Consider the following 12,468-nt stretch of genomic DNA (forward strand, 5'->3'; position numbering starts at 1 on the left):
AACAAGACGTGCATTGAACAAGACGTGCGTTGAATAATAAGTGAATTGAATAATAAGTGTATGGAATAAGAAATGGCTATGAAATAAGGCATGGTTATGGGATAAAAAATGGTTATGGAATAAGACATAAGTATAAAATAATAATAGTGCGAATTATTGGAATGCATCATTCAAACCCGGATTTATGGCTGTTCCATATCTGCAGGCAGATGCGGCATGCAATAGATGCTAGTATTCAATAAACTTATTAAAAAGTGTCAGGAGAGTACAAGATAAAATAAAACAGAGTAAACAGAAGTTAAGTAGTAAATATTGACCAAAAAAAATGATTAGAATTAATTAAAATATACATATTGACATATTTAGAATCATATATTATAGTAAACATGAAAGGTGATTCATGTCTCATATATTTCCGAACAGAAAAATACTGTGCAACTTTTAATTTCGGAAAGTGAGTTATAACGAAATAAAAAATCATACTACATAGATATAATGAAACGTCGAAATCTTTCAGTGTTATAAATATATTTGCGGTTCCAATTTATATTAACATACAAAATTAAAGCAATACCGAAAAGGTATGAGAGGAGGAATAACATGGATTTTACGTTAAGTAAAGAACATGAAATGGCAAGAACTTTATTTAGAGACTTTGCTGTGCAGCAAGTAAAACCCCTTGCAAGAGAAGTTGATGAAACCGAAACTTTTCCAGGAGGTACGGTTAAAAAAATGCAAAAACTTGGCCTTTTGGGGATTCCTATTTCAAAGGAATATGGTGGACAAGGCTGTGATACTTTAACGTATATACTATGTGTGGAAGAATTATCAAAGGTATGTGGTACTACGGGAGTTATTGTTTCGGCACATACATCTTTATGCTGTGATCCGATTAAGAATTTTGGTACGCCGGAGCAAAAAGAAAAATATTTAAGGCCATTGGTTACCGGTAAGAAATTAGGTGCTTTTGGATTAACAGAGCCAAATGCCGGCACGGATGCATCGGGACAACAAACTAAGGCAGTTCTGGAGGGTGATGAATATATTATAAATGGAAGTAAGATATTTATCACAAATGGCAAAGAGGCTGATATCTATATTATCTTTGCAATGACTGACAAATCAAAGGGTACAAAAGGAATTTCTGCCTTTATCGTAGAAAAAGGCACCCCTGGATTCACTTTTGGTACAAAGGAAAAGAAGATGGGGATCCGTGGATCAGCTACATATGAACTAATCTTCAGCGACTGTAGAATACCCAAGGAGAATCTATTGGGTCAGGAAGGAAAAGGTTTCAGTTATGCTATGCAGACCCTTGACGGTGGAAGAATTGGTATTGCCGCCCAGGCTCTTGGTCTTGCCGCAGGTGCATTAGAGACTACAATAGCTTATGTAAAAGAGAGAAAACAATTTGGCAAGCCCCTTTCTAAGTTCCAGAATACACAATTCCAAATTGCTAATATGGCAACTAAGGTAGAAGCAGTCAGATTATTAGTATACAAAGCGGCAATTGCTAAGGATACTCAGAAAAAGTATTCCATGGAGGCAGCAATGGCCAAATTATACGCTTCTGAAGCAGCAAGCGAAGTAACCAGCCTGGCTGTTCAGCTTCATGGCGGGTATGGGTATATAAGAGAATATGACGTAGAACGTATGATGCGGGATGCGAAGATCACTGAAATATATGAGGGTACTTCCGAAGTACAGCGCATGGTTATTTCAGGAAGCTTGTTATAATTTTAACTAATTCAGAAAAGGAGTGATTGGATTGAAAATCATAGTTTGTATAAAGCAGGTTCCGGATACCAATGAAGTAAAACTTGATCCGGTTACAGGTACCCTTATTAGAGATGGTGTACCAAGTATTATAAATCCGGATGATAAGGCCGGTTTAGAAGCAGCTTTAAGATTAAAAGATGAATTGGGTGCTGAAATATCTGTAATATCCATGGGGCCTCCTCAAGCAGAAGCAGTTATTCGGGAAGCATTTGCAATGGGTGCCGATAAGGGGTATTTGGTAACGGACAGAGCCTTTGGAGGAGCAGATACCTGGGCTACCTCTTCTACTCTTGCAGCAGCTATTCATAACTTGGAATATGACTTAGTAATAACAGGTCGTCAGGCAATTGATGGGGATACTGCACAAGTTGGCCCCCAGATTGCAGAACATCTTGATATTCCTAATATTAGTTATGCGGAAGAAATTAAAGTCGATGGGGAATATGTATTTGTAAAAAGGCAATATGAAGATAGATATCATATTGTAAAGGCTAAGATGCCATGCTTAATCACTGCACTTGCTGAACTGAATGAACCCAGATATATGACTCCCGGCGGAATCTTTGATGCATATCGGGAAAAGAAAATTACGGTATGGAGTCGTAGTGATATTACCATTGATGATAGTAATATCGGTTTAAAAGGTTCCCCTACGAAGGTAGCACAATCCTTCCCTAAGAGCATAAAAGCAAATGGGCAGGTAGTAACCTTGGATCCGGAAGAAGCAGCTGATTTTATACTGGAGAAATTAAAAGAAAAATTTATATTTTAACCTCAGGGAAAGGACTTGCCTGAAAGACTATGAAAAATAATTAGAAAGTGGTGAGCATTAATGAGTTTTGAAAACAATAAAGGTATTTTTATCTTCGTTCAACAAGTTGATAACAAGATAACGAATGTATCTTTTGAATTAATTGGTAAGGGAAAAGAACTTGCAGCAGATTTAGGTACCGAAGTAACAGCGGTATTGCTGGGATATAAAGTAAAACCACTAGCGGATAAACTGGCAGCTTATGGTGCTGACAAAGTAGTTCTTGTAGATGATCCTGCACTTGAAATTTATACTACGGAAGCTTATACCCATGGAATGTATTCTGTAATAGAAAAATATAACCCTGAGATTGTATTATACGGTGCAACTGCAATAGGACGTGATCTGGCACCAAGAGTTTCTGCAAGAGTACATACCGGCTTAACAGCAGACTGTACCAAATTAGAAATTGATCCAGAAACAAAATGCTTAAGAATGACAAGACCGGCATTTGGAGGAAATATTATGGCAACTATCCTTTGCCTGAATTTTCGTCCGCAAATGGCAACTGTTCGTCCCGGAGTTATGCAAAAGCTTAAAAAAATAGAAGGGGCAAAAGCCAATATCCAGGAATTTAATCCCGGATTTGAGAAAAACCATAAATATGTTGAAGTACTTGAGGTAATTAAGAAACCCTCTGCTAAGATTGATATTCAGGAAGCTAATATTCTTGTTTCAGGAGGACGTGGAGTGGGAAGCAAAGAAAACTTTAAACTATTGGAAGAATTAGCTGATACAATCGGTGGTACCATCAGTTCTTCCAGAGCATCCGTGGATGCTGGCTGGCAGGATAAAGAAGTACAAGTAGGCCAGACCGGTAAAACCGTTCGTCCTCATGTGTATTTTGCTATTGGTATATCCGGTGCAATCCAGCATCTTGCAGGTATGGAAGAATCCGATGTGATTATTGCTATTAATAAAGATCCTTCTGCACCAATTTTTGATATAGCTGATTATGGAATTGTTGGTGATTTAAATAAAATAGTTCCAATTCTAACAGAAAAAATCAAGGAGGAAATGACTTCAAAAAATAACTGGTAAAAGACATCTTCACAAGGAGGATACCATGCCTTCTATTTGGGAGAAATCCAAAAGGATCATCTATTGGATTTCCTTTTAATCATATTTTAAGATGTGAAAGTAATTTAAATAAGAAAGGATGCCACAACAGTAGCTTTCACATTACAAAAGGTGGCCATATCATAAGTTGTATTATGACTATACCAAGTACTACTAGGTATATCGTATTTGATGATATGCACAGGTGCTATTATGAATTATGAAGATATTAAAATAGGTGACAAAGCAACCATTGAGAAAACATTTACTTCAGAAGATGTTTTTACCTTTTCAGAAGTATCTGTGGATAAAAATCCCCTTCATTTAGACGAGGAATATGCCAAAAACAGTTTATTTGGGAAAAGAATTGTACATGGAATGCTCACCGCCTCATTAATATCTGCGGTATTGGGTACTAAGTTACCCGGTGAGAATACACTATATCTCTCACAATCTCTAAAATTCACTCATCCTGTTTACATAGGTGATCATTGTGTGGCTGAAGTGGAAGTTATAAGTAAAAGAGATGATAAAAAGATGCTGACATTAAAGACAACAGTTACTACTAATAACGGTGCTACAGAAGTAGTAGTTGGTGAAGCAATTGTAAAGAAGATGTAAGAATTCCTATATATTTATAAACTTATCAGACTGTAACAGTTAAGCTGTTTTCAAAGTTTTGGTACTGTTACAGTCTGACCTTTGTCTGGAAAAATGCTTTTTAATTCTGCCATAGTTTTTACCTATTATATAGAATTTTATAAAAATTAGATATAAGTTATAAAATATAGCTATAAATAAAAATAAATTTAGGCTATAGTTTCAAATTGGGAGTCTATAGGGCTCTTTTTTTATTTCTCATTTCTATGGAGCTGCTTAATGGCTTATAATCTATGATTTCAGCAGTACCCCCGCGGCCTGCAATATTTTACTGGATTACTATATAATAGAAAATCGATAGGTTTTATAATCCCTTTTTAATCGTGAAAAATGGACACAATGCACAAAAAAACTCAAAATATTTCACTATTATGCTCATTGACACACTAGTATACAAGTGATAAACTTAGTCCTGTAGTTTTAAGTGAAATTTTGCACAAACATATTATTGAATTAAGCTTATGAATTTGAGCTGCATAATGAAGATGGTTTTGATGTTATGCTGATAGAGATTAGAGTGTCTCTGGCAAACAGTTCATATGCCACATATATTATGACTTATCTGAAAGTATTTTTATTCTAAAGAAAGAGGTGAAATTATGTCAGAGGAACTATTCCGAATGGAAGGAATTTGCAAAACTTTCCCCGGTGTAAAAGCGTTGGACAATGTTTCATTTTCAGTTGACAAAGGAGAGGTACATGGTCTTGTCGGAGAGAATGGTGCTGGAAAATCAACATTAATGAAGATTATGTCCGGAGTGTATCATGCAGATGCCGGTAAAATTTTCATAGAGGGAAATGAAGTAAATATCAACTCTGTCAGCAAAGCCCAGGAATTGGGTGTCAGTATCATATTTCAGGAGTTAAACCTTTGTCCTCATTTATCAGTGGCTGATAATATATATATTGGCCGTCCACCTAAAAAAGGATTACTGATCAGTGATAAAGAAATGCATCGAAATGCACAAAAGATGTTAGATGATTTAGGCATCAATATTGACTCCCATGCAGTTGTACGAGATTTGAGCGTAGCACAGCAGCAAATGGTTGAAATTGCAAAGGCGATTTCTCGTAATGCGCGTATCTTAGTACTGGATGAACCTACAGCAGCTCTTACTGATAAGGAAATAGCTCAATTATTTGAAATTATCCGTAACCTTCAGAAAAAACAAGTTGGTATGGTTTATATTTCCCACCGTATGGAGGAATTGGAACAAATCTGTAAAAGAGTAACGATAATACGTGACGGCCAATACATTGGTACACGTAATTATGCGGATATTACAGTAGATGAACTTGTTAATATGATCGTTGGCCGTACTTTAGAAGATAAGTATCCCAAATATGATAGAAAAATTGGAGATGTAGTTTTTGAGGCCAAAAATATTCGTCGTGGAGACGTTGTAAACGTTGAAAAAATTCAAGTTCGTAAAGGAGAAATTCTGGGAATTGCGGGCTTAATGGGGGCAGGACGTACTGAAATCGCCCGTTGTATTTTTGGTGCTGATAAAGCAGACTCCATGGAATTATATATGAATGGTAAGCCAATTAAGGTTAAAAATGTTGGACAAGCAATTGCAAATGGAATTGGTTATGCAACAGAAGACCGTAAGTTTGACGGACTTGCTCTTAACTTGGATGTTCAATACAATACAAATATGGCACATTTAAGACAATTATCACGTTTTGGTATTATAGATGACAAAGAAGGAAAGAAAAATGCGAAACGCTATAAAGAACTTCTTCGTACAAAAACTCCAAGTTTACGTCAGAGAGTCGGTAACCTAAGTGGTGGTAATCAGCAAAAAATCGTTTTATCAAAATGGTTATGTAATGATGTCAAGTTATTAATCGTAGATGAACCTACAAGAGGTATTGACGTAGGTGCAAAGTATGAGGTATATGAATTATTCAACCGCCTAAGTGATCAAGGCGTTGCTATTATTATGATATCATCTGACTTACCAGAAGTTCTTGGTATGAGTGACCGTGTTTTAGTTGTTCATGAAGGAACTATTAATGGTGAATTAGAGACGAAAAAGACAACACAAGAGGAAATCTTATATTTGGCAGCAGGTTACAATAAAGTAGAAAAGAAAGCACAGTAACCCTGCATACAATCTATTCTTTAATATATATTTTAGGAGGTCATTATGAAACAATCTGCTCAAACTATGGAACCAAAAGAGTCTTTTATATATAAATTTTCACCGGCAACAAGAAAGGCTATGTTCTCAGGAATCATACTTGTTTTAATGTTTACAGCATTTGCTATATTAAAATCAAATTTATTCCTTTCTTCCGGTAACTTAATAAATATTGCACAACAAGTTGTTACTTACTCCATCATTGGTTATGGTTTAACTTTCTGTTTAGTATGTGGTGGTACTGATTTAAGTGCAGGTGCATCTATGGCACTATCAGGTATTATCGTAACAACCTTACTTATACATGGTGTTCCACTTACTGTAAGTATTATTATCGCTTTAATATTCGGTATTGGAATGGGTATTTTGAATGGTTTCTCTATCGAAGTACTTGGAGTCGTTCCTTTTATCGCAACACTTGGTACACAATGGGTATTCCGTGGACTTGCTAACGTTTTAGTAGATGGTAAACCAATCTATACTAATACAATTCCAAGCCAAGATGTACAACAAGCTTTCTATGTACTTGGTGGTGGACGTATGCCGGGCGGATTACCTTACAGTGTTTTAATTGCAGCAGGATATGGAATTATTTTATACTTCGTTCTTTCAAAAACACGTATTGGACGTCAGATTTATGCATGTGGTAGTAACCTTGAAGCAGCTAAACTTTCCGGTATTAATGCAGTTGGTACCCGTATGTTTGCTTACTGTGTAAGTGGTTTCTCAGCAGCTATTTGTGGTATTTTAGTTACTTCCCGTATATCTTCCGCACAACCTATGGCTGGACAAGGATACGAGTTGGAAGCAATCGCAGCTGCCGTTCTTGGTGGTGTTAACAACAATGGTGGTGAAGGTACTATCATCAACACAATCATTGGTGCCCTCATGATGGGTGTATTAAGAAATGGTTTGAACTTAATGGGTGTAAGCTCATTCTGGCAGCAAATCGTTATCGGTATCATTCTTGTAGCTGCTTGTGCTATGGATGTTCGCCGTCAAAAGAAAAATAAATAATAATTGATATTTCTTAGTAAGTTATTATGAAAAGGAGCAAATGCAAAGACTAATATAGTTGAGAGCAATGCTCCTTTTCTTTATTCTTAGTTGTTCAATTAATGAAAATGTATTATAATAACTTGTATATAATCATAAACGGAATGAGGTATTTCATGCTGTATGCAAATACCGATTGAAGCGTCAGAAAATATAGGGGAATTCTTAAGATAAAAAATTATATGGGAGGTGACATAATGGCTAGTATTTTTAGTAAAATGTTTGATATGCGAAGTAAAGAAGAAAAACAGAAAGACTTTGAAGACTATTCAAAAAGAATCTTTCCTTATGGAGATTCACACCGAGAAAAAGTTTCAGAGATACTTGCAGCACTTTATCCTAAAACAAATATAAAATATCTAAGGATGTATTATATCTTGTTAAAAGATGAAATGACCGGTGAAGATGGGTCTGATTTTGAAACTGCCGTAAAAAAATTAGTAAAGAAAAGTGTGATTAAAGTTACTCCGGAACTTAATGCGGATTTACATGCTTTATTGCTGGCTGATTTTGAAATAGATGAAAACCTCAACTATCCATCCATAGAAGAGATACATGAAAGAGCAAAAAATTTAATAAATAAGAAATAGGTACCTTCACCTTTGGATTATGTTCTTTTTGCACCATCTGCTTTGTTATAAAACAGGATGATACAAGAAGAACATACCACATGGGCAGGCATAATTTTAATTTTGTTGAACTTTTATTTTATATTTATTTCCGAATATTATTCTTGATGGTTTTTCTTTAATTTCTTAACAATAAAATGCTGTGCTACGGCTCCCTTACCCCGTCTCTTTATGTAGAAATATCCAAGAATGGAGAATACGGATGCACCGATAAAATTAACGAATAAATCTTTCATAGTATCAATCAGTCCGATATCTAAGTAACCCCCAAGGCCCAATTCCTCTCCATTAACCACTACACTATAGATGTCTTTGATTATTACAGGATTGTTGCCTCCTGTGGGATCTAATTTTACGGTGGAGATGGCATTGATAATGGTATCTTTTTGCATGTCGTATTGAAAGAAGGTATCCATTCCGAATTCAAAGAATTCCCAGATTACCCCTATTGTCATGGAAAAACAAAAGGCTACCATTGCCATGAAGAAGGGAGACAGATTAAAGGATATCCGTTCTGTCCGATTTAATATATCAACTAGTGAAAATCCAATGGCTGCGGCCAAAAATCCATTTAATGTATGAAGCATGGTATCCCAGAACGGAAATATAATGTAATATTCCTGTATTTCACCTAGAATCTCTGCTGCAAAAATAAACAGCATTATAATAATTTCAAAGGTATTAGGCAAGTCTATTCGGAAATTCATTTCAATAACGCTGGGAATTATTAAAAGGATTAAAGTTAAAACACAAAGAAATACATTTTCATAATTTTTATTAAAGAATTGAGCAACCATAACTATTATAACCAATGCTCTAAGAACCAGATATATGTAAAATGTACTTTTTTCTTTCTTTATATGTTCTAAAAAAGCGCGGTAATTATCCCTGATTAGGTGCTTTTTCATAGACATTCCTCCTCTTAAGTCACTATGAACCAAGCTATATTTTGGCGCATAAAAAAACAATAGCATACCCTACAGTCATTTGTCAACGGAAAAACCTATACTTGACATAGGAGACACAGATAAATACAATCATAGTATAAAACAATTACTATTGTTAAAGGATATAAGGTGCAATATAATAGAGGAATACATATAACAGAAATCAGGCATATATTATATTACTTTATTATAAGGGAATAATTACCGTAAACTTGTCTTTAAATTAGAATAGGTATAGATATAAATAAGATGAATCGTGCATATATAATAAATATTATGAAAAGTAGTAAAAAATAAGTAAGAAGATAGAAAAGTGCTAAAAAAAGGCACTTATTATTTGAAATATTACAAAGCAGCAATATGTCTGAAAAGATTGAAAGAATTACATTCTTTCAAACGGAGACTTGAAAGGAGTATGGGTATATATGAAATTTAGCAGAGTGGATAAAGATACCGTACGCTGTATTATTACAGAAGAAGATATGAAAGAATATGGTCTTAATATTGAGGATTTTTTTAACGATAAAGGAAAATCACGTGAATTTCTTGAAAGCATTGTGGAACAGGCAGAAAAAGAAGTTGGTTACCGGGTGAAGAACGGTGTATTGGCGATACAAATTATGCCCCTTCCTCAAAACAGTTTAGCGATCACATTTTCTGAAAATGGCAGTAAAAATTTTATGGATATATTTGAGCATATAAAAGACGTTGGGGAAGTTAGCGGTGAATTCAAAAACATTGATATCAATCAGCCGGTAAAAGCACAAAGTAAATCAAAATCCAAAGGGAAGGGAAAAAAACAGCCTATTTTAAATATATATAAGTTTGAATCATTGAAGAATGTTGAACAATACTGCTGTGCTATTACTATTGATAAGGTATTTACCAGCAAGCTTTATAAAGATGAAAAGGATAATTCCTATTACCTTATTATTAATAAAGGAAGATTGGCGGCAGAAACTTATGAAACTGTTTGCGACCGGGCTTTGGAATTTGCGGTATATGTATCGGATAGTTTCATATATGCAGCCCACTGTGAAGAGCATTATACATGCCTGATAAAAAAGAAAGCAATTAATGTTATGAGAAATATCGGATTGGGTCAATGATAAATAAGAACTTGTTTTAAACATGGAGGTACACATGAAATTTGTAATTCAAAGAGTCACTCATGCATCTGTAACAGTTGATAATAAAACAGTAGGAAAGATTAATAAAGGCTTTCTGGTTTTAATCGGTGTAGGACAGGAAGATACGAAAGAAGAAGCGGATAAGTTAATTAAGAAAATGATTCAACTTCGTATATTCGAGGATGAGAACGGTAAAACCAATTTATCCTTAAAAGACGTAGATGGAGAGCTTCTTTTGGTTTCTCAGTTTACTTTATATGCGGACTGCCGAAAAGGTAATCGGCCTTCTTTTATCAATGCTGCAAAGCCGGAGTTGGCAGAAGAATTATATGAATATATAATTGAAGAATGTGAAAATCAAATTCCTGTAGTTGAAAAAGGAATATTTGGGGCAAATATGAAGGTTGAATTGGAAAATGACGGGCCATTCACTATTATATTGGAATAAGATTTGTAAATTTATGATAAATAAAGATTACCAGACCTTATAGAGTATGAAATATATTTCATATTCCGTAAGGTCTTTTTGGACTTTAAAATGATGGACAGTAATTTCAATACAGAGTATAATAATGGGAAATGATAGTAATTATATGATTAAGACAGTAAATGTGTAAATAGTAGTTGTGGTTTTAGTGCAAAGTAAATTAGAGGATGGTTAGGAATAGAATGAAAACATTCAAAGAAAAAAGAAGAATAAAACGAATCCTGCTGGCTATTCTGGCTTTAGGTGCAGCGGGTGCAATGATTGTACTTTTTATTAATATATATATGATGGGAAAATACAAGGAAAAAATATTAAGGCAGGAGGATATGGTTGAGCAAAAATTTGACTGTATTCTGGTTCTTGGTGCTAAGGTATGGGATAATAACCGTCCAAGTTATATGTTAGAAGACAGATTAAATCAAGCTATTGAATTATATAATGCAGGGTATTCTGACCGCATATTAATGAGCGGAGATCATGGAAGGAAAGAATATGATGAAGTAAATGCCATGAAGCAGTATGCCATAGATAAAGGCGTTAATGGGGAGCATATATTTATGGATCATGCCGGATTCTCTACTTATGAATCCATGTATAGGGCCAGAGATGTTTTTCAGGTAAAAAGTGCCATTATTGTTACCCAGGGATATCACTTATACCGTGGAGTGTATATTGCCAATGAATTAGGTTTGGATGCTTACGGTGTCCCTTCGGATTCAAGAGAATATGCAGGACAGGCCATGCGTGATATTAGAGAGGCAGCAGCAAGAGTAAAGGATTTCTTTGGAGTTTTATTGCATGTTAAGCCCACATATCTTGGTGAGGCCATACCGATTACAGGAAGTGGAAGTCTGACTGATGATAAGATAAATGATCAGGATATAGAATTGGCTCCAGTGGATAATCTGCAAGGAAATAAGACTGATGGATCAAAAACAGGAGGAAATAATTTACAAAGGAATAATATCTCTGAAGATGAGAGTTATGTATATATAAATCCACAGGGAAGTACCTTGGAATCAAGAATTCTGCCACCGGAGGGCTATGTTCGGGTGAAAACAGAGGGAGATAGTTTTGCTGGATTTTTAAGAAATCAGGAATTAAAGCCTCATGGAAGTCCTGTCCTTTTATATAATGGAAGTGAAAAAGGAAATCAGACTGCACAGGCTGCAGTATTTTCTATAGATGTGGGAAACTCCAATTTACAGCAATGTGCGGACAGCATTATTCGTTTATATGGGGAGTATTATTGGTCAATTGGTGCATACGATAAGATTGGTTTTCATCTGACCAACGGTTTTTATATGGACTATCTTAACTGGAGAAATGGCAGCAGGATTCAGGTTGACGGCAATCAAGTACGCTGGGTTAAATCAAAAGGGTATGATGACTCCTACGAAAGTTTTCGTGAATACCTAAAAAACGTTATGGTTTATGCAGGGACCTTATCTTTGGAGGGAGAATGTACTGATATTGAAGTGGATGAGATACAAGTCGGTGATATGCTTCTAAGGGGAGGCTCTCCCGGACATTGTGTTCTGGTTGTAGATATTGCAGAAAATGAAGACAGAAAAAGATGTTATCTTCTAGCTCAAGGGTATATGCCGGCACAGGAGTTTCATATATTAAAGAATCCTTCCTCAGAGGAATGCCCTTGGTATTATGAAGAAGATTTTAAAGAAACGATTCGTACACCGGAGTATACTTTTTATGAAGATAATATAAAACGTTGGGGAGAGGGATTATAACATAACAAAGGAGAT

At 35.2% G+C, this 12,468-nt stretch carries 11 protein-coding genes; 10 read left to right on the plus strand and 1 reads right to left on the minus strand.

Annotation, left to right across the window (positions count from 1 at the left end; all coding sequences use genetic code 11):
- The first annotated feature begins 600 nt into the window (after nucleotides 1-600).
- From RT261_RS07035 to RT261_RS07065, 7 genes are all read left to right on the plus strand, one after another.
- Nucleotides 601-1,737, plus strand: coding sequence for an acyl-CoA dehydrogenase (locus tag RT261_RS07035; RefSeq protein ID WP_313131110.1), 1,137 nt, complete (start codon nucleotides 601-603; stop codon nucleotides 1,735-1,737).
- Nucleotides 1,738-1,768: 31 nt separating this feature from the next.
- A complete protein-coding gene (locus tag RT261_RS07040; protein WP_313131111.1) occupies nucleotides 1,769-2,551 on the plus strand; it encodes an electron transfer flavoprotein subunit beta/FixA family protein in 783 nt (260 codons plus the stop codon).
- 60 nt (nucleotides 2,552-2,611) lie between these two features.
- Nucleotides 2,612-3,631, plus strand: a complete 1,020-nt coding sequence (locus tag RT261_RS07045) for an electron transfer flavoprotein subunit alpha/FixB family protein (protein ID WP_313131112.1) — start codon at nucleotides 2,612-2,614, stop codon at nucleotides 3,629-3,631.
- A gap of 231 nt (nucleotides 3,632-3,862) precedes the next feature.
- Nucleotides 3,863-4,270, plus strand: a complete 408-nt coding sequence (locus tag RT261_RS07050) for a MaoC family dehydratase (RefSeq protein WP_313131114.1) — start codon at nucleotides 3,863-3,865, stop codon at nucleotides 4,268-4,270.
- A gap of 638 nt (nucleotides 4,271-4,908) precedes the next feature.
- Nucleotides 4,909-6,417, plus strand: a complete 1,509-nt coding sequence (locus RT261_RS07055; protein WP_313131115.1) for a sugar ABC transporter ATP-binding protein — start codon at nucleotides 4,909-4,911, stop codon at nucleotides 6,415-6,417.
- 45 nt (nucleotides 6,418-6,462) lie between these two features.
- Nucleotides 6,463-7,473: an ABC transporter permease gene (locus RT261_RS07060; RefSeq protein WP_313131116.1), complete on the plus strand. Its 1,011-nt coding sequence runs from the start codon at nucleotides 6,463-6,465 to the stop codon at nucleotides 7,471-7,473.
- Between the two features lie 236 nt (nucleotides 7,474-7,709).
- Nucleotides 7,710-8,102, plus strand: a complete 393-nt coding sequence (locus tag RT261_RS07065) for a hypothetical protein (protein WP_313131117.1) — start codon at nucleotides 7,710-7,712, stop codon at nucleotides 8,100-8,102.
- A gap of 137 nt (nucleotides 8,103-8,239) precedes the next feature.
- On the opposite strand, the gene RT261_RS07070 is transcribed toward RT261_RS07065, so the two are convergent.
- Nucleotides 8,240-9,055: a hypothetical protein gene (locus tag RT261_RS07070; RefSeq protein WP_442871767.1), complete on the minus strand. Its 816-nt coding sequence runs from the start codon at nucleotides 9,053-9,055 to the stop codon at nucleotides 8,240-8,242.
- Nucleotides 9,056-9,513: 458 nt separating this feature from the next.
- On the opposite strand from RT261_RS07070, the gene RT261_RS07075 reads away from it, so the two are divergent.
- From RT261_RS07075 to RT261_RS07085, 3 genes are all read left to right on the plus strand, one after another.
- Nucleotides 9,514-10,197 (plus strand): adaptor protein MecA, encoded by a 684-nt coding sequence (locus RT261_RS07075; RefSeq protein ID WP_313131121.1) that lies wholly within the window; start codon nucleotides 9,514-9,516, stop codon nucleotides 10,195-10,197.
- 34 nt (nucleotides 10,198-10,231) lie between these two features.
- Nucleotides 10,232-10,666 (plus strand): D-aminoacyl-tRNA deacylase, encoded by a 435-nt coding sequence (gene dtd / locus RT261_RS07080; protein WP_313131123.1) that lies wholly within the window; start codon nucleotides 10,232-10,234, stop codon nucleotides 10,664-10,666.
- A 221-nt stretch (nucleotides 10,667-10,887) separates the two neighbouring features.
- On the plus strand, nucleotides 10,888-12,453 hold the full coding sequence (locus RT261_RS07085; RefSeq protein WP_313131125.1) for a DUF4846 domain-containing protein: 1,566 nt from the start codon (nucleotides 10,888-10,890) through the stop codon (nucleotides 12,451-12,453).
- Nucleotides 12,454-12,468: the final 15 nt, after the last annotated feature.

The organism is Anaerocolumna sp. (genome assembly GCF_032079385.1).
GTDB lineage: Bacteria > Bacillota > Clostridia > Lachnospirales > Lachnospiraceae > Anaerocolumna.

Coding starts and splice junctions, on each gene's coding strand:
- RT261_RS07055 (WP_313131115.1), top strand. CDS start 4,909: ATGTCAGAGGAACTATTCCGAATGGAAGGAATTTGCAAAACTTTCCCC.
- dtd (WP_313131123.1), top strand. CDS start 10,232: ATGAAATTTGTAATTCAAAGAGTCACTCATGCATCTGTAACAGTTGAT.
- RT261_RS07075 (WP_313131121.1), top strand. CDS start 9,514: ATGAAATTTAGCAGAGTGGATAAAGATACCGTACGCTGTATTATTACA.
- RT261_RS07070 (WP_442871767.1), bottom strand. CDS start 9,055: ATGTCTATGAAAAAGCACCTAATCAGGGATAATTACCGCGCTTTTTTA.
- RT261_RS07065 (WP_313131117.1), top strand. CDS start 7,710: ATGGCTAGTATTTTTAGTAAAATGTTTGATATGCGAAGTAAAGAAGAA.
- RT261_RS07060 (WP_313131116.1), top strand. CDS start 6,463: ATGAAACAATCTGCTCAAACTATGGAACCAAAAGAGTCTTTTATATAT.
- RT261_RS07045 (WP_313131112.1), top strand. CDS start 2,612: ATGAGTTTTGAAAACAATAAAGGTATTTTTATCTTCGTTCAACAAGTT.
- RT261_RS07085 (WP_313131125.1), top strand. CDS start 10,888: ATGAAAACATTCAAAGAAAAAAGAAGAATAAAACGAATCCTGCTGGCT.
- RT261_RS07035 (WP_313131110.1), top strand. CDS start 601: ATGGATTTTACGTTAAGTAAAGAACATGAAATGGCAAGAACTTTATTT.
- RT261_RS07050 (WP_313131114.1), top strand. CDS start 3,863: ATGAATTATGAAGATATTAAAATAGGTGACAAAGCAACCATTGAGAAA.